This window comes from Cobetia sp. 2AS (assembly GCF_029846355.1).
GTDB classification, from domain to species: Bacteria; Pseudomonadota; Gammaproteobacteria; order Pseudomonadales; family Halomonadaceae; genus Cobetia; species Cobetia amphilecti.
Map to the genome: position 1 here is coordinate 196,156 of NZ_JARWKQ010000001.1, position 22,397 is coordinate 218,552.

Genomic DNA, 22,397 nt, shown 5'->3' on the forward strand with positions numbered 1-22,397 from the left:
CTCAGCGCAGCAGACCGAGCTGTTCACCGACGGTCTTGATCGGCGCGTAGTCATCGTTGCTGGACGGAATGAAGCCGGAGCGCGGGAAGCTCTCGAGCAGGTCCGGATCCTTCATGTCCAGCAGGGCCGTGGTGACATGGGCGGTGAAGTCCGCGCCGAAGTGGCTGTCGGCATCGCCACGAATGGTCCACTGATAATCCGGGTAGGCCGGCGTCTGCCACAGCACCTGCACCTTGCTCGGGTCGACCTTGCCGTCCTTGACTGCCGCTTCCCACACCGCGAAGTTGACCGCGCCCACGTCATAGGTGCCGGCGGCGACCAGTGCGATGGTGCGTGAGTGGTCGCCGGAGAAACCGACGCGGCTGAACAAGGCGTCCGGCGCCTGCTGGAACTGCTCGCGCAGATAGTATTCCGGCATCAGGCGGCCTGAAGTGGAGGTCTTGGCGCCGAAGGTGAAGGAGTGGCCTTCGACGGAGTCGGGCAAGGCGTCCAGCGGCTCGGCGGCATCGCCGGCCAGCTTGAGGTCGCGACGCGCGATGAAGTAGCTGCGGAAGGCAGCGTCTTCCACGCCCTGGGCGATGGCGACGGAGCCCGGCACCATCTGACGAGCCTGAACGCCTGTCAGGCCGCCGAACCAGGCCATCTGGATCTGGTCATTGCGGAAGGCGCTGACGGCGGCGCTGTAGGATTTGACCGGTACATACTCGACATCGACGCCCAGCTTCTCTTCCAGATAGTCGGCGACCTTGTCGAAACGCTCGACCAGGCGTGACTCGTCTTCATCTGGAATTGCCGTGAACTTGAAGGTCTCGGCCTGAGCCAGACTCATGGTCACGGGAAGGGCGGAAATCAGGGTCAGAGCAGCAGTGGCCAGCCAGCGCATGGGAAGCATCCTCAGCATTCACGACATGAGACATCATGCGGCGAGCACCGCATGTCAGGGGGTATGGCGCGTATTGTTGTGTCTTGATCACGCGGGTGCAAGCCCCGCGCCATGCCTGAAGGATCGCTCAAGTGACGCTGAAGAGTCAGTAGCGCGTTGAATGGCTGCGCAGGAAGAGCTCATTTGCCGTGGCTGGGGCTGATGACTTGGTGACGAGTGCTCAAGACTCCGGTGGGAAACGGGTGTCCTTCAAGCTGTCCTTGATCTTCTTGAGATGCTGCTGGAAGTCTTCTCCGCGGCGCAGCGTCACGCCGGTGGCCAGCACGTCGATCAGGGCCAGGTGGATCATGCGTGAGGTCATCGGCATATAGATATCGGTGTCTTCCGGCGCCATGACTTCCAGCACTTCGGTGCACTCGCGCGCCAGCGGAGAGTCCGGTGCGGTGATGCCCAGTACCGCGGCGCCATTGCTGCGTGCGAGCTTGGCGATATCGACCAGCTCGCGGGTGCGCCCGGTGTAGGAGATGATGACGATCACGTCGCCGGTATGGCAGGCGGCGGCCACCATGCGCTGCATGAGCACATCTTCATAGGCCATGACCGGCAGGTTGAAGCGGAAGAACTTGTGCTGGGCATCCGCCGCGACCGGACCTGAGGCGCCAAGGCCGAAGAAGCAGATCTGCTTGGCTTGGCTCAGGTAGTCGACGGCGCGCTCGATGCGTCTGGGGTCCAGTGCGCGACGGGCATCGTCGAGCGCGGCCACGGTGGCGCCGAGAATCTTGTCGCCATAGGCGGCGGCATCATCGTTCTGATCGACACTGCGTGACACATAGGGCGTGCCGCCGGCCAGACTCTGGGCCAGCTTGATCTTGAAGTCGGGGAAGCCCTTGGCATCGAAGTTGCGACAGAAGCGGTTGACGGTCGGCTCACTGACCAGTGAGGCCTGAGCGAGCGCCGCGATGCTCATGCCGGTGGCCGCAGCCGGGTCCGCCAGAATGACGTCGGCGACCTTGCGCTCGGAGCGATTGAGCTCGTCGAGACGTTCACGGATGCGATTGATGAGGTCGTGTACTGCCATTCGCCTGTTACCCTGCCATTGTGTAGTGAAATAACTACGTAATCTGGGCATCCTAGCCTCACTCGTCTGGTAGGCCAAGCATCTCTTTGGGTCACTTGCTGATCCAGGGGCGCGAAGGACGAGGTGAAAGCGAAAGCGCCGCTGACTACCACTTTTAGGTAAGTTTACCTATTTGTGGGGCGAATTGTCTTGAGTGACAGCGGCGTTATCGCTACATTTGTTGTTAATATAACCAGCCATGTATCGCCAACGCCTTCCCGGTGCCGTGTGTCATTCGAGCCTCTCCTCGCCGCGCCAGCCTGCGCAGCCTTCCAGGAAGCGGGTTCGAAGTCGCCCACCTTGTCGGTCATTTCGGCATACAGGGCAGTTTCGACGGGAGAAATCGGCGGCATGAGTTCCGACATCATTCCGGGCGTGGATATTGCCCTGTTCGGCGCCTTGGGCGACCTCGCCAAGCGCAAGCTATATCCAGCCCTCTATCACCTCGACCGTGACGGTCTGCTCGAGAAGGCAACCCGCCTGATCGGTCTGGCGCGTCAGGATGTCAGCCTCGAATCCTTCAAGGACACCGTGCAGGCGGCGCTCAAGGAGCGCGTCAAGCCGGAACACCTCGAGAAAGAATGCATCGAGCGCTTCCTCTCTCGCATCAGCTATGCGGCGCTGGACTTCAGTACCGTGGAAGGCTATTCCGCAATTGCCGACTGGCGTGTGGATGCCAAGGGCAAGCCGTCGCCGCGCCCGCTGATGATCTATCTTTCCGTACCCTCGCGTATCTACGGCGACATCAGCAGCAATCTGCAGGCGGCGGGCTGTCTCGACGAGCACTCGCGTGTCGTGGTCGAGAAGCCGATCGGTTCTGATCTGGAGAGCTCGCGCGTCGTCAACGACGCGATCGGCGCCGTCTTCCACGAATCCCAGATCTACCGTATCGATCACTATCTGGGCAAGGAAACCGTCCAGAACCTGATCGCGCTGCGTTTCGCCAATCCGATGTTCGGCAATCAGTGGAATCAGAACCAGATTTCCCACGTCGAGATCACCGTGGCGGAGAAGGTCGGCATCGAAGGTCGCTGGGGCTACTTCGATCAGGCCGGTCAGCTGCGTGACATGGTGCAGAACCACCTGCTGCAGCTGCTGTGTCTGATCGCGATGGATCCGCCGTCCAACCTGGACGCGGACGCCATTCGTGACGAGAAGGTCAAGGTGCTCAAGGCGTTGCGCCCGATCACCGGCGAGCGTCTCAACACGGATCTGGTGCGTGGCCAGTACATCGCGGGTGCCGTCGACGGCCAGCACGTGCCGGGCTATCTCGAGGAAGAGGGCGCCAACACCGAATCCCAGACCGAGACCTTCGTGGCCTTCAAGACCGAAGTCTCCAACTGGCGCTGGGCCGGTGTGCCGTTCTACCTGCGGACCGGCAAGCGCATGCCGGAGAAGCTGTCACAGATCGTGATCCACTTCCGTCAGCAGCCGCACTACATCTTCGATCCGGACCAGCGCTCGCTGGCGGCCAACAAGCTGATCATTCGTCTTCAGCCGTCCGAAGGCATCTCCCTGCAGGTGCTGACCAAGGACTCTGGTCTCGACAAGGGCATGCGTCTGCGTCCGGGCCCGCTGGATCTCGACTTCAACAGCGCCTTCCCCAAGCGCCGTATTCCGGAAGCTTACGAACGTCTGCTGCTTGAGGTCATCAAGGGCCAGCAGTATTTGTTCGTGCGTCGTGACGAGATCGAACACGCCTGGCGCTGGGTCGATACCCTCATCGATGGTTGGGAATCCCGCGCCGCCACGCCGCGCCGTTATCCGGCCGGCTCCTGGGGGCCCGTCTCCTCGATCGCGATGATCACGCGCGATGGTCGCAGCTGGTATGAGGAGTATTGAGATGAGCGCCACCGTGACTGAGCAGGACCCGCGCGTACAGACCGCACACTCTCTCGCCGAGTATCTGGCCGCCGCCTTGCGTGCTGATCTCGACGTTGATCCGTCAGCACGTGCGCTGCTGGTGGTTTCCGGCGGCTCCACGCCCAAGCCGCTGTTTGCCGCGCTGCGCGACAAGCCGCTGGACTGGTCGCGGGTCGATATCACCCTCGCCGATGAGCGTTGGGTGAGCGAAGACGCCGATGACAGCAATGCACGCTTCGTGCGTGAGCACCTGCTGAGCGGCGCGGCCAGTGCCGCCACCTTCCATCCGCTGACCAACGCCGAGGCAGAGCCGGAAGACGGTTGCGCAGAAGTGAGTGCTCGCATCGCGGCGCTCCCCTGGCCGGCCTCCGCGCTGATTCTCGGCATGGGTGGCGATGGCCACACGGCCTCGCTGTTCCCGGATGGTGACCGTCTGCAGGAAGCGCTGACCAGTGCGGATTGCTGTGTGCCGATGCGTGCACCCAGCGTGCCGCAGGCGCGTATCACGCTGTCTCTCGAGCGTCTGCGCCAGACGCGTCGTACCGTGCTTCATCTCACGGGGACCGACAAGCAGGCCGTGCTGTCGCGCGCGCTGAGCGATGTCGAGGCGGTCAGTGAACTGCCGATTCGTGCCTTCCTGTCCGCGCCGCTGGCGCTTTACTGGGCCCCCTGATCACATCGGCCGCGGCGAGCCACAAGGGAGGCTGGCCGCGGCACAAGGAGAACGCCATGAGCTTTGAAAAACAGCTTCCGTCGACTCGTACCACCGAGATCGACAGCATCTGCCAGAAAGCCTCCGTGCTGCCGGTGATCGCCGTCGAGCGCATCGAGGACGCCGTACCGCTGGGCAAGGCCCTTTACGAAGGTGGCCTGACCGTACTGGAAGTCACGCTGCGTACCGACTGTGCGCTGGAAGCCATCCGCCTGATGCGTGAAGCGCTGCCCAACGCCAGCATCGGTGCCGGCACCGTGCTGACGCCGGAACAGTATCGCCAGGTGGAAGAGCTGGGCGTCGACTTCATCGTCACGCCGGGCACCACCGAAGCGCTGTACCAGTACGGCGTGACCAGCAGCGTACCGATGCTGCCGGGTGTCGCGACCGTCTCGGAGCTGATGACGGGCTGGCAGTACGGTTACCGTCGCTTCAAGTTCTTCCCGGCGGAAGCCGCGGGCGGCGTCAATGCGATCAAGTCCTTCGGTGGCCCGATCAGTGAAGCTCGCTTCTGCCCGACTGGCGGCATTTCCCTGAGTAACGCCGCTGACTACCTCGCGCTCAAGAACGTGATGTGTGTCGGTGGTAGCTGGGTCGCGCCGCAGAAACTGATCGATGCGGGCGACTGGGATGGTATCCGCGAGCTGGCGCGTGAAGCCTCAGAGCGTTTCCACCGCTGAAGCCTGATATCTGGATGAGTGCTGGCCACTGATCCAGCGGTTGCCTGCCAACGTCATGCACGCCGTCGTGCTTGAGGCTGACAGGTTGCCAGTACTGCTCTCTCTCGACAGCTTGGCTGTTGCTTGTGACCCGTCTCTCGCGAGGCGGGTCTTTTTTATGCGCGTCATCTGGGGAGAGAGGCGAGGCTAACTTGTCTGGCTGGAGTCGCTGGGATGGTTGTGTTGCCGGTTTCAGCGCTGCGGCGTGCTCAGCTGACAGTAGAGGTCATCCAGCAAGGGCAGGGCCAGCCCATGTCGGGCGGCGGTGTTGCGCAATGGGCCAAGGATCGCCTCGACCTCGGTAGGGCGACCGGCGAGCACATCCTGCAGCATCGAGGCGCGATTGTTGGCGGTCGCACGGATGACCTGCTCGACCAGCGCCTGCCAGCCTTCCCTTGGGGCAGAGATGCCTTCGCTATCCAGTACCGTGCTGATCTCCTCGACCGCCTGGCGCACCATCGGGGCAAATGGCCGGTCGCGCAGCTGGCCATTGCGAATGCGATAGCGTGCCACCAGGGGATTGATCGCCGCATTGATCGCCAGCTTGTGCCACAGGCGAGTCTGGATGTCCGGTGTCTGCTCGCACGCAAACCCTGCAGCCTTGAGCCAGTCACATTGTACGAGAGCGGCCTGGTGGGACTGGCTGTCGGGCTCGCCGTCACCGCCACTCTGCCATGCGCCCAGCCAGGTGTGGCCGCGCCCGGCGTGTTGCACACCAAGGTGCTGGAGGTCATCCGCTGTTGAGCCAGCGTCAGGCGTCGTGTTTGCGCCAGTCTCGGGGGGCAACCAGGCGCCTTCGGTGGTGCTGGCGCATAGCAGGTTGGCGTGGCGTTCGGCCAGCCACGGCTGAGCGCTCAGGCCATTCTGCCAGCAGATCACGGGAGTCTCGGGCGTGATATGTGGTGCCAGTTGCTGCCAGACGGCGGGTACGCCGTGGGCCTTGGTCGTCAGCCAGATGGCAGAAGGCTTTCTGGATGACGAGCCTTGCAGTGTGTCAATTGTTGATTGATTTATCCTTGCGCTAACAATGAGCGATTCCGGCGTGGTCATGTCGAGTACGACCGCTTGCCCCGCCATTGCCTGACGCCCCAGCAGCAGGACACGCGGTAGCTCGGTTGCCCCCCGCTCACGCAGCTCTCGCTGGCGCGCTGCCATCAGCGAAGCCGCCAGCAGACGCCCGATGGCCCCCGGGCCGATGATCCACAGCCAGTTGTCTTCCGGATCAGTCATTGTGTGCATATTCGTCATCTTGTCATGGGAGAGCAGAGCAGTGCGTGAGCGCGGGAAAGGCCGGTTGTACTTCACCTGACCCGCTGTCAGCTATCGGTCTTGCGCCGTGACCCAGTCGCTCGCTTGCGGGGACTCCTGGTTGAAGCACTTTTATGAGAAGCGCCGTCCTTATTGCTGCCAGCAGTGCTGCCAGAAGCTGCCTTGCCTGAAGCAGTCTTTCCCGAAGAGCTGCCAGAGGCGCGCTTCTTGTAGGGCGAAGCCTTGCGGCGCGAACCGCCCTTGCCGCCGCCCTTGCGTGGCGCGGGTGTTGCACCGCCGACGCTGGCAAGTGCCGTGCTCAAGCGGCTGGCGGAGCTATCGGCGAGCAGCGCACGCAGATCCACGATCAATTCGCTCAAGAAGGGCGCCGCCGGGTCGCCTTGCTCGTGGATCATGCTCAGGCGTTGCTCCCACTGTGCGGTACGCTCCGGGCGCGACACGGCGGGCGGCAGCGCATGAATCAGCGCGCGACCGATACGCGTGGAGCGCATCGCCTGGCCTTCGCGCACCAGATAGCCGCGATTGATCAGGGTCTCGAGCATGCCGGCGCGTGTCGCCTCGGTGCCCAGGCCATCCACATCGCGCAGCGTGCGCCTTACCGCTTCATCCTCGACGTAGCGTGCGATGTTCATCATCGCCTGAATCAGGCTGGCGTCATTGAAGGGTTCCGGCGGGCGGGTCTCTTTCTCCTCGATGCCACAGTTGAGCACGCAGGCCGGTTCGCCTTCCGTCAGGGCGGGCAGCGGCGGTGGGGTCTTGTCATCGGCGGCTGCGTTCTTGGCAGAGGCCTTCTTGTCAGCCACATCTTTGTCAGCTGCCTCGCTGGCCTCCACAGTGCGCTGGAACAGCACCTTCCAGCCCTCGTCGATGACGCTGCGGCCACTGGCGCGGAAGGGCTCCTTGGCGAAGCGCAGCTCGACCTTGACCTCGCGATAGCGATAGGCCGGGTAGAACTGGGCCAGCACGTTGCGCGTGATCATGCGGTAGAGATTGGCTTCATCGCGCGACAGGCGCGCATAGTCCGGCTCGCGTCCGGTCGGCGCCAAGGCGTGGTGCGCGCTGACCTTGCTGTCATTGAAGGCGCGCGAGCGCAGGCTGAAATCGGCGCCGCCACTGAAGCGTTCAAGCTCGCGGTCACCCGCGCAGGCGCTGATCATCAGATTGGCCATGCCGGCGTGATGTTCGCGCGGCAGGTAGCGGCAGTCGGAGCGCGGATAGGTGATCAGCTGATGACGCTCGTAAAGCGCCTGACAGGTGTCGAGGACCTTCTGGGCGGGCAGGCGAAAACGGCGCGCAGCATCGACCTGCAGCGCCGAGAGCGAATAGGGCAGCGGCGCGGGCTGTGACTTGTCGCTGGCCTCGACACTTTCGACATGGCCATCGCCGAGGGTGGTCAAGGTCGCGAGATGGCGGGCGAGGCGCTCGGCGGGACGGCTATCCAGCAGGCGCCCCTTGTCATCCAGTGGCAGCGGGGTGCCCTTGTCCGCCAGACGTTGCAGCCAGGGCGAGCTGGGCGCATGCCACCAGGCCTTGAAGCTGCCCGCCGCCACGCCAGCCTCTATCCACAGCGGGAAGAAGGCGCGGGGCTCGAAGGCCTCGATTTCCTCGTCACGGCGCACGACCAGCCCCAGCAGTGGCGTCTGCACGCGTCCCACTGACAGCACGCCGTCGTGGCCGGCCTGACGCCCGGTCAATGTCCAGGCGCGAGTCAGGTTCATGCCATACAGCCAGTCGGCGCGCTGGCGCGCCAGCGCGGCTTCATAGAGCGGCTGCCAGCGCTGATTGTCGTCCAGCTTGTTGAGGGCGCGGCTGACGGCGGGGCGGTTCATGTCACTGATCAGCAGGCGTTTGACCGGTCCGCGCCAGCGCATGTGCTCCAGCACTTCCTGCACCAGCAGCTGGCCTTCGCGATCAGGGTCACCGGCATGCACGACCTCATCGGCCAGCTTGAGCTGCTCGCGGATGGTCTTGAGCTGACCGCGCGCCTGGCTGCGCGGCTTGAGCTTCCATTGCTCGGGAATGATCGGCAGGTGATCCAGCGACCAGCGCTTGAAGCGCTCGTCGTAGTCATCCGGCGGGGCCTGCTCCAGCAGGTGGCCGATGCACCAGGTGACACGGGTGTCACCGGCATCGATATAGCCGTCGCGCTTGCTTGAGCGTCCGGGCAGCGCCTCGGCAATGGCGCGGGCGAGGCTGGGCTTTTCGGCGATGATCAGGCGCATCGGGCATCCTGCGGTCAAAGGCTGTCGATATGATGATCCATACAGTATGCCGTTGGCCCGAGGCGGGGATCAATCGTCGTCGAGCGCGCGACGCGCCTGGACGAGGGCACGATACCAGTCGCGGTTGGCGGTCTGGATCAGCGGGGGGCGATTGGACAGATAGCTGACCGGGTGGTGGTCGGCGGGCTGATAGTTGCTGAGCATGTTGAGCGTCGCTTCACGGGCGCCGAAGGTATCGCGCAGGAACTCGATGGCCAGCGGCTCCAGCTCGACGCGGTAGTGGCGCACCAGCGCGATGGCCAGTGATTCGGCGGTGCGCGACAGGTCATCATCGATCTCGCGCACCATGGCGCTGCCCAGGGCCGCCTTGGCCGCCGCGGACTGATTGGGCTCCAGCTGGCCGAAATAGGCGGCGTTGGAGCCATTGATGGCGCGCTGCACGGCCGGGCGTGACAGGTGTATGTGGGGCTCCAGCGCGAGGGCGATCTCGACCGCCATCGCCTTGGCCTTGTCGACACCGACGCGCAGCACCGTCTCGCGCGCCTGGTAGGCGATCTCGCTGTCGACGCGCTTGATGCGGCTCTCGTTCAAGTGATCGGCCAGATGCTTGCAGACTTCCGCCTTGGCTTCATCGTCAAGCGCGATGGTCTTTTCCTGGATGCGCAGACCGCGGCGGCCCGGGCCGACCCGCAGGCGGGTGGCGTCATCGGACATCTGCGAGGCGATGTTTTCCCAGCGCTTGGACATCTTGAGGAAGACGGCGTGGCTGCGCCCGACCTGCTCGTAGGCATTGGTCACCGTCTTGTAGAGGCGGATGGCGTTGGTGAGGATGTCGGCGCGCGAGCGCAGCGCGGCGCGGTGTTCACGATCGCCTTCATTGACCGCGATCGCCAGATGCGTCACCTGTTCGGCAAGGGCGTCCATCGCCTGGGTGGAGCGCTCCAGCAGTACCTCGGCGCGCAGGCCGGAGGCGGCATCCTCCACCAGGGTGCCGGACTGCTCGGCCAGATAGACCGTCAGCGCCTTGAGGCGTGACAGGCCGGTGGCCTGACGAATGCGATAACGCGAGCGGGCATGCTCGAGGTTGTCCAGCGCGCGCGCCAGCTTCCAGCGGCCACGGTATTCGAAGGTCAGCAGCGGAATCTTGCGCCCGCTGATCAGCTCGAAGGCCAGAATCAACATCTCCTCCACGTCCTGCAGGGTCATCAGCAGGTCGTTGTCCTGCTCGATGGCCGCCAGCACACGCTCGATGAAGTTCTCGTCACGCGGCACGCCGCTGTGCAGATCGGGCGCGCGCCCTTCGAAGCGCTCACGCAGCAGGCCGATGGCCTCGGGGGCCAGCTCGGCCAGCTCATTGAACTGGGGCTCGAGCCATTCGCGGTTGAGGCTGTTCATGTCGCGGATACGCGCATGCAGGCCCACGCGACGGTAAACGTCGATCTGGCTGATGATGCGCGCGGCATCACGGTCATCGAGCAGCTCCAGCGCCGCCAGCTCGACCCCCTCTGGCGCGAGATCCTGCTTGCGCAGCAGCATGGCTGCCGCTTCACGCCGGCGGGCATCGCCTTCCAGGCTCTCGACGATCAGATTGCGCGTGGCGAGGATCAGCTCCGGCACGGTGTCGATGACGCGTTCGATCTTGGCTTCGGTGCGGTCATAGCGCCGTGAGCTGGTCAGGTTGTGGGCGATATTGGCCACGATGCCCGCCACACCGGTGATGACGGTGTAGGAGATGAAGAAGATGTAGTTCTCGAAGGTCGGTTCCTTGCCGTAACCGAGCAGATAGCCGCCCCAGGCGCCGATCAGCGTCACCGGGCCTGCGGTCCACAGGATCTGCATCAGGCTCACCGACCAGGGCACACGCTCCACGGCCTGGGTAATGCGGCGAATCTCGTCGCGGCCCTCACGCTCCAGACGCACCTGGGGCGCGTCATTGGCAGTGTTGGCTCGGGGACGAAAGGGGCTCGGCAACAGCAAGGCAGGCTTCCTTGATTGAACGGGGTGGGGCATCTGGCGCGACATGGGCTGCCGAGAGGTTCGTGAGCACGAGCCTCGAGCGCAGCGCGGGGCAAAGGGTGTCGTCAACAGTAGCATTGGGCAGCCTTTTGGCTCCAGTGAGCAAGGGCCGCAAGCGGGTCGAGCGTGGTAGAATTTCGCCCGCCACTGACTGGCCAGCGGGTCTCGCCAGGTCGTCAGGCTCACGCTAGGACATCAAAAAGCTCTGGAGGTTGTGTGGAACGAGACTTGGAAGCAGGAAAGGGTGCAGGTGACGGGGCTGAAGTCGTGCTGCTGGACGGCGGCATGGGCCAGGAACTGGTGCGTCGTAGCGGTCGTGAGCCGACGCCGCTGTGGTCGTCTCAGGTGATGCTGGATCAGCCTGAGCTGGTGCGTGACCTGCACCTGGATTTCATTCGTGCCGGCGCGCGCGTCATCACGCTCAATACCTACACGGCCACGCCGCAGCGTCTGGGCCTGGCGGGTGTCGGCGAGTCGATTGCGGCCATTCATGCCGCCGCTGGCAAGGCCGCGCGGGATGCCATCGCCCTGAGTGGCGAGGCGGATGTGCGCGTGGCGGGCTGCCTGCCGCCGCTGGTCGCCACCTATCGCCCCGATGTCGCGCCGAGTGCTGACGAATCCCTGGCCAGCTATCGCCGGCTGGTGGAATTGCAGGCACCGCTGGTCGATGTCCTGCTGTGTGAGGCGCTGTCTTCCTGCGTCGAGGCTCGCGCCGCTGCCACCGCCGCACTCGAGAGCGGCTTGCCGGTGTGGGTCTCGCTGACGGTGAAGGATGATCTGACCGCGACCCTGCGCAGCGGTGAGCCGCTGGCCGACGCGATCAGCATGCTGCAAGCGATGGGCGTGGACGCGATCCTGATCAATTGCAGCGCGCCGGAAGCCATTCAGGGTAGTCTGGAAAATCTGCTGGCCAGCCCGCTGCCGACCGGTGCCTATGCCAATGGCTTCACCTCCATCGCGGAGCTCAACCCCGGCGGCACCGTCAAGGACCTCAAGGCGCGCGAAGACCTGGGGCCTAAGCAGTACGCGGCGCATGCGCTGGGGTGGGTCAATGCCGGCATTCGTATCGTCGGCGGTTGCTGCGAGGTGGGCCCGGCGCATATCGCCTGCCTGGCCGAACAGCTCAGGTCAGCAGGTTATCGCTGCGTCAGCCGCTTGAGTGAGTGAACGATGAGGGGCGAGGCTTCCTCGTGATAGACTTCGCCCCTTGATTCGCAGGTTCTGACGGGCATCGCGCCTGAGGAAACGCCGAGGTGAACGCCGAGGCGACGACCGGGATGCGGTGCCTGCAGGGCTGTGAAACGCTTTTTTAGGGAGATGCCATGCTTGCCGAGTGGGTCGAACGGCTCTTGAGTTACGCCAGTGGGGCACTTGATGCCATCCGCGCCGATGAATCCTTTCCTGCCTTCATGCAGTGGGCGCATTCGGAGGGCGTGAACTACAGCGGTGGCGACGAAGCGCTGGCGGTAGCGCTGGCGCCGGTGCTGTGGAGCCAGACTCCGCTGGTGCGACTCGACTTCGCGCGCGAGTCGTTGGCACCGCCCGGACGCAACGAGCCTTGCTGGTGTGACTCGGGTCGCAAGTACAAGCAGTGCTGCGACAAGGTGCAGCTGCCGGCGATTCCGGATCACCTGATGTGGATGCTGTCGCTGCGCGAGTTCAAGGGGGAACAGCTCAAGGCGGCGCTGGCCTCTGGTCTCGCGCCGGCGCAGGCGCTGCTCGAAGCGGGGCTGATCAGCGCCGAGAGCGGCAATCGTGGTCGGGCTCAGCAGATCATGGAGGCGCTGTTCGATACCAGCGACTGGTCGCGTCTGCCCGAGCAGGCCGAGCCTGGCTTCGAGCTGCTGCTGGATCTCTATCAGGAGCGCGGCTTCACCCGCAAGAAGGCGCTGCTGCTCGATGAGGTGCTGGAGCGTGGCCCTGCCTTCCTGCGCGGCGTCGCCCTGGAGCATCAGTGTCTGCTGCATCTGGACAGCGATGATCTGGGCTCGGCGCGCGCCGCCTTCATTCGTGCCCAGCAGACGCTGCCCGATTCGCCGACGCTGGCATATATCGAAGCCATGCTGCTGCTGCACGAAGGTCAGCCGGAAGAGGCGCAGGATCGTGCGCGCTTCTGGTGGCGTCGCCTGTCCAAGCAGAAGGACATCGAGCCCGGTCAGCTGGAATTCCTGGCGGATCTGGCCGAAAACCCGCGTGCCACGCTCGCCGAGCAGATGGTCAATTCCGATGAGTCGCTGTCGGATTCACTGGCCGCCCTGCAGGCGCTGTTCGAGGTGATCGAGCATCCGCCGCGTCTGGCGCTGGAAACGCAGGACGATGGCAGTCTGCTGTTCCGTCAGAATGCGGAGCAGGCCGTGACACTCGGGCTCTGGGAGGCGGTCTTCCCGGCGCGTATCGAGGAAGAGGCGGCGCTGGCGCTGGATATCGATCCCTGGGATGTCCAGGACCCCAACGAGTGGCTGCAGCAGCTGTGCGCCAGCCCCGAATGGCTGGACGTTCCGGCGGTGTGTCAGGGGCTGATCCTGGCGCTGGCCAGTCGCTTCGGTAGCCTGCCGTGGATGTCGGACACCTTCTTCGTGCCGCTGGCACAGCGCTTCGATCGTTGGCTCGATCAGATCGAACAGGCCGGCGGCCTGTTGCGCTGGGAAGATGGCGACAACGCCCAGTTGCTGCGCTGTGGACTGGGGCTGGTGATCGGCATGGAGCGCGGTGAGCGCGAGCGTTCGCGCCAGCTGGCGGAGCGCCTGCTCAAGCTCGACGAGGAAGACAGCCTCGGCCTGCGTGAGCTGGTGCTGGATCAGCTACTGCGCGAAGGCCGCAACGACGAGGCCGTGACCCTCGCCGAGCATGATATCGAGCGACGTGCCGTCGATGAGGAAATGCCGCTGTTGGGCATCCTGATGGGCCAGGTGCTGGCGCTCTATCGACTGGGGCGCGACAAGGACGCCGAGCAGGCACTCGAGATCGTGCGGGAAGCCAATTCGCATCTGATCAGCCTGCTGCTGGCGGAGCATCCGCGGCCGGTGAGTCTGGCGGTGGAAGCGCCGGAACCCGGCACGCGTGGTGAGGCCTGGCAGTACCGCACCCTGATGCGCGACCAGTGGAAGCGCAGCGAAGGCGCGCTTGCCTGGCTGGCCAAGCATCGCTGAGCCGGTGTCAAAGGCCGCTCATGCTGCCTGACGAGTGATCGCAAGCGCTCGTGTGACGAGGCCCGTATGAAAAACCCCGCAGTGCCACGGCACTGTGGGGTTTTTTTGTGTCTCGCCTTGCATCGCGAGGCGGACTCAGGGGGAAGCGCGAACGGGGGCGCTCACTGCTGCTTGCCTTGCTGACGCAGACGCCAGGCTTCTCGAATGGCGCCGCGTAGCCCCGGCGTCTGGCCGACCTGGATGGCCTCCAGCGTTGCGGCGAAGGCATCCGGTGTGGCGCGCCAATCCGGGGGCTGGATGGCGCCTGCACTGCTGATGCCGACCCTGTCCAGTGGCGGTGGCGAGCGCTCGGGCAGAGCCCCGAAAAGCCGCATGCGGCTGTCCTGCACCTGGCGCAGGCGATGGCGAAGCTCCTTGTAGCGTGAGCCGAAGGGGCGTGTGGCCAGGGTGATCAGGGCCGCCAGAATCCGTTCTTGCCACTCGGGGCGTGCCGGGTTGCGATAGGCGACGCCGCGTTGCGAGGCGGCGCCTGCCTGACGGCGGTCCTTGAGCCAGTGCGGGGCCGTCCTGTCGAGCGCCTCGCCTTCGAACAGGATACCGGCGTTGACCTGCTGGCCGCCGTGCACGCGGGTGAAGGGCAGGATGACGCAGTCCTCGAGCATGGCGCCTTCTTCCACGTAGCTGCCCTGTTCGAGGCAGCAATGTCCCTTGAGCAGCACGCCGGGTTCCACATGGGTGGTGATGCCGGCGAATCCACCAGTGAGGCGCGATTCATCCAGGCGCGTCGCGCCGGCGGCATAGTAGACGTGGTGCAGGTCCTGCTCGCCGGGCAATACCCCACGTTCGCCATGTGGTGTCAGGCCTGAGTCATCGGCATCGAGTGCCTGCATCACCAAAACGTGATAGTGCGACAGCGAGGCCAGCAGGGCCGGCCCAAGCCCGGGATTGTCGCGCAGCTCCGGCCAGTGCAGGCGAGCGAGAGACGGGTCTGCCACGCTGGCCGGACGGCAGACCGGAGCGCCCGACGCCATGGCCTGCTCGCTGATCGCGAGGCTGTCATCCTTGAACCACTCCGGCATCAGCAGCACATCGGCGCGCAGCACCGGGGCGGGCAGGGCGGCCATGGCGCCGAGGCGCTTGATCTGCTCGCGCGGGTCTCGCTCGCCGGGCATCGGTAGAATGTCGAGATCGATGCCCCAGCGTGAGCCATCGGCGATACGCGCCCGGAACCACTCGGGGTCACGGGCGATGATCAGGCTGATATGCGTCACGCCTCGCCCGACCAGCAGGTCGAGATTGCGCTCCAGCACGCTGCGTCCGGCGATCGGCAGCAGCGCCGGCGAGTAACGGCGGTCAATCGGTGCGACTTCCTGGCCGAGGCGGTCCGCCAACAGGATCACATGCATTGCACACCTCCTTGGCATGAGTCGTGATATTGGCGCAGCGCTGCACGAATGAGAGAGGGAGTCTCGCGCATCAGTAGGCTCCACGGCTGGTCAGAACGGCAGGAATCGTGCGCAACAGCAGCTTGATGTCTTCCTTGATGCCCTGACGATGCAGGTAGAAGAGATCCAGATGGATCTGTTGCTCGAAGGACAGGTCCGAGCGGCCCGACACCTGCCACAGCCCGGTCAGCCCCGGCGTGGCATCCAGACGCATGCGCGCGCGCGCCTCGTAGAGCGCCACCTCGCGGGCGAGGGCGGGGCGTGGCCCGACCAGCGCCATCTCGCCGCGCAGCACGTTCCACAGCTGCGGCAATTCATCGATGGACAGCTTGCGGATGATACGACCCACGCGCGTGATGCGCGGGTCCTGCTTCATCTTGAACAGCACGCCACCCTCGCTCTCGTTGGCGGCCTGCAGTTCGCGCAGACGCTCTTCGGCGTCGATGTACATCGAGCGGAACTTCCACAGCTTGAACGGCTTGCCGTGACGCCCGATACGCTCCTGGCCGAACAGTACCGGGCCTGGCGATTCCAGGCGGATGGCCAGCACGGTGCCCAGCAGCAGCGGTGACAGCACCAGCAGCACGCCGCTGGCACCGACGATATCCATGGCACGGCGCGCGCGCGGGGTCAGCCAGTTGCTCACTCGCCATCGAAAGTGACGCCAGTTGGAGCGTGACTTCATCCACAGGCCGCGGCCGGGAATCGCCTCTTCTCCATACTTGCGCACGCTCATCAGAAAGCTCGGGTTGCCAAGCACGTAGCGCTTGAACATGCGGCGCGGCTCCATCAGCAGCCGCCAGGCCCATTCCATGCCCAGTCTGCGCACGACGCCCGGCGCACGCGGGATGCGCTGGGAATAGAAGTCGAACAGACCGCCGACGCCCATGACCACCGGCACCTCGAGTCGCTCACGGTAGGTCGAGATCCACTTCTCCTGCGCCGGCACGCCCATCGCCACCAGCAACAGGTCAGTGCCCTGATTGATCTGCGCCAGCACGTCGTCGATGATTTCCGGGCCGATGAAGCCGTGATGCACGCCACTGATCTCGAGCGTCGGCCATTGCTCGCGGAGCTTGTCGGCCATCCTGTCGGCCACGCCCGGCGCGGCGCCGAGCAGGAACAGGCGCTTGTTCTTCGCCACCAGCATGTCGCACAGGTGGGGCAGCAGGTCGGTGCCATTGAGGTTGGCTTCGAGATCCTGGCCGAGCATGCGGCAGGCCATCTTCACGCCGCTGCCATCGGGCAGCAGCAGGTCGCTGTCATGCAGCACCTGCATGTAATAGCGATCGACCTGGGCCACGTTCAGGCAGTGCGCATTGACGAAATTGACGGTGCGCGGCTGCGGGTCGCTGATCCAGCTCTTGAGCAGGCTCAGGCAGGTGTCGAGGCTGGTGTTGACGAAGGGCACCCCCAGCACCTTGACGTGAGGCAGCGTCTTGACGCGCTCAGTGGTGAAGAGGGCTTGATCCAATGGCTGGCTCATCATGGCGACTCCACTTCATGAGCGTCCTGCTGTTGATTCGGTCTGGCCGGCTGCGGGCGCGGCGCATTGTCGATCTTCTTCTTCTGCGCCTTGCCGATGACTCCCTGGGCGAGCCCTTCACAGCGCAGATAGAGACTCTTGGGCATCACGCGCAACATCAGGGCGGCCCCTGCCGTGGCAGCGGTGCGCCCGAATTCCGCCTTCCAGATGCCCGGCCATGCCTTGACGGCGCGGCGGCAATACTCCCAGGCAGCATCCCCGTCACGCAGGCGAATTGCCTGACGCGACAGATAGCGCAGTTGGTAGGCCTGGGCGCGGGGATACCATTGTTCGATGAAGTCAGGCGCGTAGGCGCGCGTCAGCTCGACGATTGCAAGCCAGCTCTGGTACTGGCGCTCCAGTTGTGCCGAAAGCCCGCCTTCATTGAGCCGGTAGCGGGTCAGCGGCTCGGGAATGCCTTCCACCGTGGTGCCGGTCTTGAGGGCGATGCGGGTCCAGCACTCGATGTCTTCGCTCTGGCGCAGACTCTCATCGAAATAACAGGGCAGCACGCCGCCCCCCTTGACATCACAGTCGAAGGCGATGGCCTCGAGAATCTCGCGGCGGATGACCGGTGCCGAGCCATTGCCCACCGGGTTGCGACAGAACAGCAGCCCCGGCGTGATGTCGGTCAGGCTCGGCATCTGGTAGTAGTCCAGCGGTTCGCCGTCGGCATCGATGAAGGCCGAGCGCGAGAAGGACAGGCCTACCTCGGGGCGTGCCTCGAGGTGCTCGCGGTGGCGCGCCAGCTTGGCGGGCTCCCAGATGTCATCGGAGTCCAGGAAGGCCAGATAGCGGCCCTGAGCGGCACGCACGCCGGTGTTACGGGCCCCGGCCAGGCCGCGATTGACCGGATGCGTGATCAGCGTGAGACGCGGGTCGTCGTAGGCCTCGCAGATCGCCCGGCTGCCATCGGGGGAGCAGTCATCGACGATGAGCAGTTCAAGATCGCCATCCTCCTGCGCCAGCACGCTGTCGATGGCGGCCGCGACGAAACGTTCGACGTTGTAGATCGGCATGATGACCGAAAAGGTCGGGGTCATGGTCTGGCCTCCTGGACGTCCCTGTCTGGGGAAAGCGATGCGGTGGATGCTGCGTGAGGTGTGTCTGGTGTGTCTGGTGTGTCTGGTGTGTCTGGTGTGTCTGGTGTGTCTGGTGTGTCTGGTGGCGGCGCATCTGTCATCCGGCCGTCCTGAGCGAGGATCAGCCGGCGTGTCCACAGGTAGCCGGGCAGGGCGGCCAGGCTGATACCGACCAGAATGCCGGCCGCGACGCCATTGATGCCGAAGGGCACGCCGGCGAACATGCCGGCGCCGAGCATCAGCGTCATGAAGATCTGCAGCTTGAGGTCTGCCCCGGGCATGCCCTGGGCGCGCAGCAACTGGCCGCAACTGTCGAGCAGGATGCGCGGCAGGGCGGAGAGGCAGATCAGGATCAGGATCGGCAGGGCGCCACGCTCGACCCAGGCCTCCCCGAACAGGATCGGCACATACCAGGGCGCCAGCAGGCTCTGGGCGATGATGGCGGGCACGGCGACCAGCGCGAACAGGCGCATGCCGTGGTGCATGCGTGCCAGTCGTTCGTGAGACGTCATGTCGCCGCACAGCTGCGGGAAGATGGCGGTGGAGTAGGCGCGCAAGAGGCCAAGGCTGATGCCGAGTCCGGCATTGAAGGCAAAGAAGTAGACGCCGAGCACGTCCATGGCGAACAGGGCGCCGACCAGCAGGTAATCCATCTGCTGACGCAGCACCGAGACCACCTCGACGCCCATCATCGGGCGCGCGAAGCTCATCAGCGGCCGCGACCACAGCGTGGAGGGGCGCTCATCGATGCGCCATGACTCGCACCAGCGGTAGGTCAGGGTCCAGATGGGCGTCACGATCAGCTTGGGCAGGACCAAGGCCCAGAACCCGGCACCCATGGCGGCCAGCAGCATCACGCCGACGGCCTCGCCGATGCTCTGGCCCATCTCGATGCGCGCCGTGATATGCAGGCGGTTGCTGCGCAGAATTCGCGCCGCGTTGATGGCGGCGGGGGGCAGCATCGGGAAGATCAGTGCCAGCGCCATCAGCGGCAGGGTCAGATCGGGAGCGTCATAGAGATAGGCCAGCAACGGGGCCAGTGCCATCTGCAGCACCATCAGGGCAAGACACACCACCCAATTGAACCAGTAGGCATCGCGACACAGGCGCTCATATCCCTCGCGACCGGCCTGCACCAGAGCGGGTACCACGGCGGCATTGGAGATGGCGTGCATGATCTCGTGCGCGGTGAGCACGATGGCGGCGATACCGAAGGACTCCGGCGCGATCATGCGCGCCGCCACCAAGGTCGCGCCCAATCGCGCGATGCGGTGCACCCCTTGCGACATGCCCATCCAGGCCAGATTGCGGATCAGGCGGCCATTGCCACCGTCTCCGCCACCTGTCAGACGTGTCTTGAGTCGCGTGATCACACCCATCGCCTGGCTCCCTGGCTTGTCGTGCCTTTCCAGGCATCTGGTCTTGTCAGTCATGCTTTTGAACGGCTGGTGTAGCCACTCTAGCGCAATGTACTGATGAATTGGCGTGATCTGGCGCAGCCTTGTTCCACTATCCCGTGATCGGGCTAGGTTGCCGTGTCGCTGTTGCCGGCATCGGCGGAGGCGGGCGCTGCCCTTGAAAGCGGCTTCTCCACATCCACCGGCCCCATGTTGTGGATATGCCCTTCGCTGGCGGGCAGGCCCGCCAGCTGGTGCGCCTTGCCGATCAGGATCAGGCCCGGCCAGATCAGGTAGGCCAGAATCTCCAGGTTCTCGCCGAAGGAGTAGACGAACAGCAGGCCGACCATGATCAAGCCCAGCTGCACGACAGGGCGGCCGACCACGAAGCACAGCAGATGCAGCAGGCTGACCAGCATCGGCACCAACAGCGCGAACAGGCCGAAGATGCCCTTGACGAACAGCAGTCCATACCAGCTGTGGTGCGAGCCGATCGGCATGTACTCCACCAGGTGCGGGCCGCGTTCGACGATGCCGTGGCCGAACCACGGCGCCTCGTTGCGCCAGCGATCCACCGCGATGCGCCCCAGCGCGGCCCGCACGCGGGTCGAGTCCGCCCGCGAGCCCTTGAAGGCGGCGATGAAGTTGTCGATGGCCTCCAGGATCGGCGCGCCGAGAAAGCCACCGATCAGGCTGACGCCGGAAAAGCTGAACCACAGCCACGGCTTGTGCAGACGCTTGAGCAGGAACATCCCGGCGCTGATCAACACCAGCGACACCAGCGCCATGCGCGAGCCGGACATCAGGATCATCAACACGCTGCCGCCGATGCCGATCGCCTTCCACAAGGGGTGTTTCTCGAGCAGGGCGCAGGCGAAATAGATGCTGGCGACGAAGCCCACCGCCGGTGCCCAAGGCGTGAACAGGCGCCAGCGCGGCATGCCGCTGCCGGGGTCGATCTCATAGAGCGAGACGGCGAAGAATTCCGGCCCCGGCCCGCCGATGGCCTGCAGTGGCGAGACGAAGGGCACCTGGGGCAGCCCCGCCAGCCAGGCGCCGACGAATACCGGCAGCAACAGCATGGTGTGCAGGCAGACATGCATGGCCGCGCGGATGATCACCGCCGGGCGGATCGCCAGACAGCCGATGATCGGGAAGACCGCCAGCAGCGCCCAGCCCTTGGCCCAGCCAATGGAGGACTTGATCAGCTTGCCGGTGCCGAGGTTCTCGATCAGGTGGCCGGCCAGCAGCGAGAACTCCATCACGATCATGCCGATGATCCACCCCCATAGCGGCCAGGGCAGACGCGGAAAACGCTGGCGGCCCTTGAGGTGCAGCCAGGCGGCACGCATCACCAGTGACCATGCCAGCACCGGCGCCAGCACGTAGAGTCCGCCGACCAGATAGAACAGGTAGGTCGCGGTGATCGAGAACCAGATGATGCGCTCTTCCGGGGTCTCGGGGCGGACATCCGCCTCTGGCCCCGCCTTCAGGGAAAACATCGGCGGCTCACACGCTTTGCTGCAGACGCAGCAGGTAGGGTTTTCTGATCCACAGGAGAATCAGGCCGATGATGCTGAAGACGCTCGCGGCGAGCGCGCCGACGATGGCCAGCTTGATGCCCAGCGAATCCGCCTTCTCGGGTAATGGCGGCGGATCGAGAATCTGCAGCATCGGGTAGCTGGCGAAGGGGTCGATCTGCCCGATGTCGATCTTGGCCAGCGCCGTGGTGTAGACCGCCGTGGCGACCTGTTGCTCGCGCAGCAGGTCCTGCAGCTGGGCGGCCTTGGCGACGCTGTTGTCCAGCCGCTGCTGGCGGGCCGCCAGATTGGCCCGCCCGGTGGCAAGCTCGCTGATCACGCCGCGCCGCTGGGTATCCAGGATGATCAGCTCGCCGATCAGGGTGTCCTGATTGGCATGGCCGGACGCGGCACGCAGGGCATTCTGGTTGCGCGAGGATTGGCGGGGCAGCAACTGGCGCATGCGTGAGGCCAGCGAGCGCTCAAGGGAATCAAGCCCCGCGGCCAGATTGATGACTTCCGGATTGCGCTCGCCCCATTTGCCACGCGCTTCATCGAGGCTGGCCGCCTGCTCCGCGGCTTGAGTCAGTAGCGCCTGATAGCGGGCGTCGCGCTGCAGGGCGATCACGCCACCGGCCTGGCCGGCGTCCAGTCCCAGGCGACTGGACAGGGTGGCGAGCCGGGCGTTGAGGGCCGACAGCTCGCCATCCCGCGTCTCGAGTGTGTCCTTGAGCGCCTCGACACTCAGCGTCAGTTCCTTGAACTGCTCCATCGAGACCAGCCCGGAGGTGGACTGGAACTCGAGCAGCTTGCGCTGGGTTTCCTTGAGCGTGCGGTCGTAGGTCTCGAGCGAGCGGCGGATGACGGCTTCGCGGCGCGCCTGCTCATCATTGCGCAGCTGTTCGATCACCTCATTGAAGGCATCGATGTGCGCATTGGCGCGTGCAAGCGCGGCCTTGGCGCTCGGCGCGCTGGTCTGGAAGGCGATCAGGGCGGTCTGGTCGGTCAGCTTGATCTTGGGCTTGCCGTAATCGTCGGGATGCATGTCGACCGTGCTGGCGGCACGCTCAAGCACGGCAGGGCTCTCGGCGATGGCGCGGTAGTTGACCTTGGGGTCCAGCGAGGAGCTTGAGTAGGAAGAGTTGGCGCTGGTGCTGGCCTGGCCGATGCTCTCGAAGTTCACCGACAGGCCGGAGCCGGTGCCGGGCAGGATCATCGTCCAGCTGGTGGTGTAGGTGACAGGTGCCACGGCGATGAAGGCGATGGTCAACCCCCAGATGACACTCAGGATGGCGGTCGCCAGCAACAGGTAGGCCGCGCGGCGGGTGCGCGGGCGCATGCTGGAGCCACGCGCCGCCCAGCCCAGCAGGACGCCCAGGAGTCGGCGCCCCAGTGAGGGCTTGGCTGCATCTTGTGGTGTGTCGGGTGAGCGGGACTCTGTCATGCACATCCTTGTCGCGTGGTAGTGATCAGTCGCA

The 22,397-nt window shown here is 64.9% G+C and carries 16 protein-coding genes; 5 read left to right on the plus strand and 11 right to left on the minus strand.

Features of this window, described 5'->3' with window-relative positions:
• Position 1: 1 nt before the first annotated feature.
• Both QD356_RS00880 and QD356_RS00885 read right to left on the minus strand, forming a co-directional pair.
• Positions 2–883, minus strand: a complete 882-nt coding sequence (locus tag QD356_RS00880) for a putative selenate ABC transporter substrate-binding protein (protein ID WP_192838362.1) — start codon at positions 881–883, stop codon at positions 2–4.
• A 220-nt stretch (positions 884–1,103) separates the two neighbouring features.
• Positions 1,104–1,961, minus strand: coding sequence for a MurR/RpiR family transcriptional regulator (locus tag QD356_RS00885; RefSeq protein WP_043332471.1), 858 nt, complete (start codon positions 1,959–1,961; stop codon positions 1,104–1,106).
• A gap of 390 nt (positions 1,962–2,351) precedes the next feature.
• Here QD356_RS00885 and zwf point away from each other — a divergent pair, with 390 nt between their 5' ends.
• Genes zwf through QD356_RS00900 form a run of 3 tightly spaced genes read left to right on the plus strand, consistent with a single transcriptional unit; the run spans position 2,352 to position 5,255 of the window.
• Positions 2,352–3,842: a glucose-6-phosphate dehydrogenase gene (zwf, locus tag QD356_RS00890; RefSeq protein ID WP_043332469.1), complete on the plus strand. Its 1,491-nt coding sequence runs from the start codon at positions 2,352–2,354 to the stop codon at positions 3,840–3,842.
• A 1-nt stretch (position 3,843) separates the two neighbouring features.
• Positions 3,844–4,536, plus strand: coding sequence for a 6-phosphogluconolactonase (pgl, locus tag QD356_RS00895; RefSeq protein WP_054555072.1), 693 nt, complete (start codon positions 3,844–3,846; stop codon positions 4,534–4,536).
• Between the two features lie 56 nt (positions 4,537–4,592).
• A complete protein-coding gene (locus QD356_RS00900) occupies positions 4,593–5,255 on the plus strand; it encodes a bifunctional 4-hydroxy-2-oxoglutarate aldolase/2-dehydro-3-deoxy-phosphogluconate aldolase (protein ID WP_043332465.1) in 663 nt (220 codons plus the stop codon).
• A gap of 231 nt (positions 5,256–5,486) precedes the next feature.
• Here the strand turns inward: QD356_RS00900 and QD356_RS00905 are convergent, their stop codons facing one another.
• The 3 genes from QD356_RS00905 to QD356_RS00915 all read right to left on the minus strand — a co-directional run bounded on the left by QD356_RS00905 (position 5,487) and on the right by QD356_RS00915 (position 10,762).
• A complete protein-coding gene (locus tag QD356_RS00905; protein WP_225996466.1) occupies positions 5,487–6,533 on the minus strand; it encodes a 2-dehydropantoate 2-reductase in 1,047 nt (348 codons plus the stop codon).
• Positions 6,534–6,610: 77 nt separating this feature from the next.
• Positions 6,611–8,785, minus strand: a complete 2,175-nt coding sequence (locus QD356_RS00910) for a DNA topoisomerase III (RefSeq protein ID WP_192838363.1) — start codon at positions 8,783–8,785, stop codon at positions 6,611–6,613.
• A gap of 69 nt (positions 8,786–8,854) precedes the next feature.
• Entirely contained in the window at positions 8,855–10,762 is a 1,908-nt protein-coding gene (locus QD356_RS00915; RefSeq protein WP_043332458.1) for a hypothetical protein, read from the minus strand.
• Positions 10,763–11,029: 267 nt separating this feature from the next.
• Here QD356_RS00915 and QD356_RS00920 point away from each other — a divergent pair, with 267 nt between their 5' ends.
• Complete coding sequence (locus QD356_RS00920; RefSeq protein WP_225347630.1) at positions 11,030–11,968, plus strand: homocysteine S-methyltransferase family protein; 939 nt, start codon at positions 11,030–11,032, stop codon at positions 11,966–11,968.
• A 155-nt stretch (positions 11,969–12,123) separates the two neighbouring features.
• Positions 12,124–13,950, plus strand: a complete 1,827-nt coding sequence (locus QD356_RS00925; RefSeq protein ID WP_054555069.1) for an SEC-C domain-containing protein — start codon at positions 12,124–12,126, stop codon at positions 13,948–13,950.
• 161 nt (positions 13,951–14,111) lie between these two features.
• Here the strand turns inward: QD356_RS00925 and QD356_RS00930 are convergent, their stop codons facing one another.
• From QD356_RS00930 to QD356_RS00955, 6 genes are all read right to left on the minus strand, one after another.
• Entirely contained in the window at positions 14,112–15,356 is a 1,245-nt protein-coding gene (locus QD356_RS00930) for a hypothetical protein (protein ID WP_192838364.1), read from the minus strand.
• Positions 15,357–15,426: 70 nt separating this feature from the next.
• Positions 15,427–16,881 carry a WecB/TagA/CpsF family glycosyltransferase gene (locus QD356_RS00935; protein WP_192838365.1) on the minus strand — a complete coding sequence of 485 codons (1,455 nt, stop codon included), beginning with the start codon at positions 16,879–16,881 and terminating at the stop codon, positions 15,427–15,429.
• The gene (locus QD356_RS00940) at positions 16,881–17,963 is read right to left on the minus strand and encodes a glycosyltransferase family 2 protein (protein ID WP_192838366.1); all 1,083 of its coding nucleotides are present in this window, start codon (positions 17,961–17,963) and stop codon (positions 16,881–16,883) included. Before QD356_RS00940 ends, QD356_RS00935 begins: the two co-directional genes overlap by 1 nt.
• The gene (locus QD356_RS00945; RefSeq protein ID WP_192838367.1) at positions 17,960–19,381 is read right to left on the minus strand and encodes an oligosaccharide flippase family protein; all 1,422 of its coding nucleotides are present in this window, start codon (positions 19,379–19,381) and stop codon (positions 17,960–17,962) included. The genes QD356_RS00940 and QD356_RS00945 overlap by 4 nt, the downstream gene beginning before the upstream one ends.
• 146 nt (positions 19,382–19,527) lie before the next feature.
• Positions 19,528–20,901, minus strand: a complete 1,374-nt coding sequence (locus QD356_RS00950) for an O-antigen ligase family protein (protein WP_225996467.1) — start codon at positions 20,899–20,901, stop codon at positions 19,528–19,530.
• Positions 20,902–20,908: 7 nt separating this feature from the next.
• Positions 20,909–22,363 (minus strand): hypothetical protein, encoded by a 1,455-nt coding sequence (locus QD356_RS00955; protein WP_192838368.1) that lies wholly within the window; start codon positions 22,361–22,363, stop codon positions 20,909–20,911.
• Between the last annotated feature and the right edge of the window lie 34 nt (positions 22,364–22,397).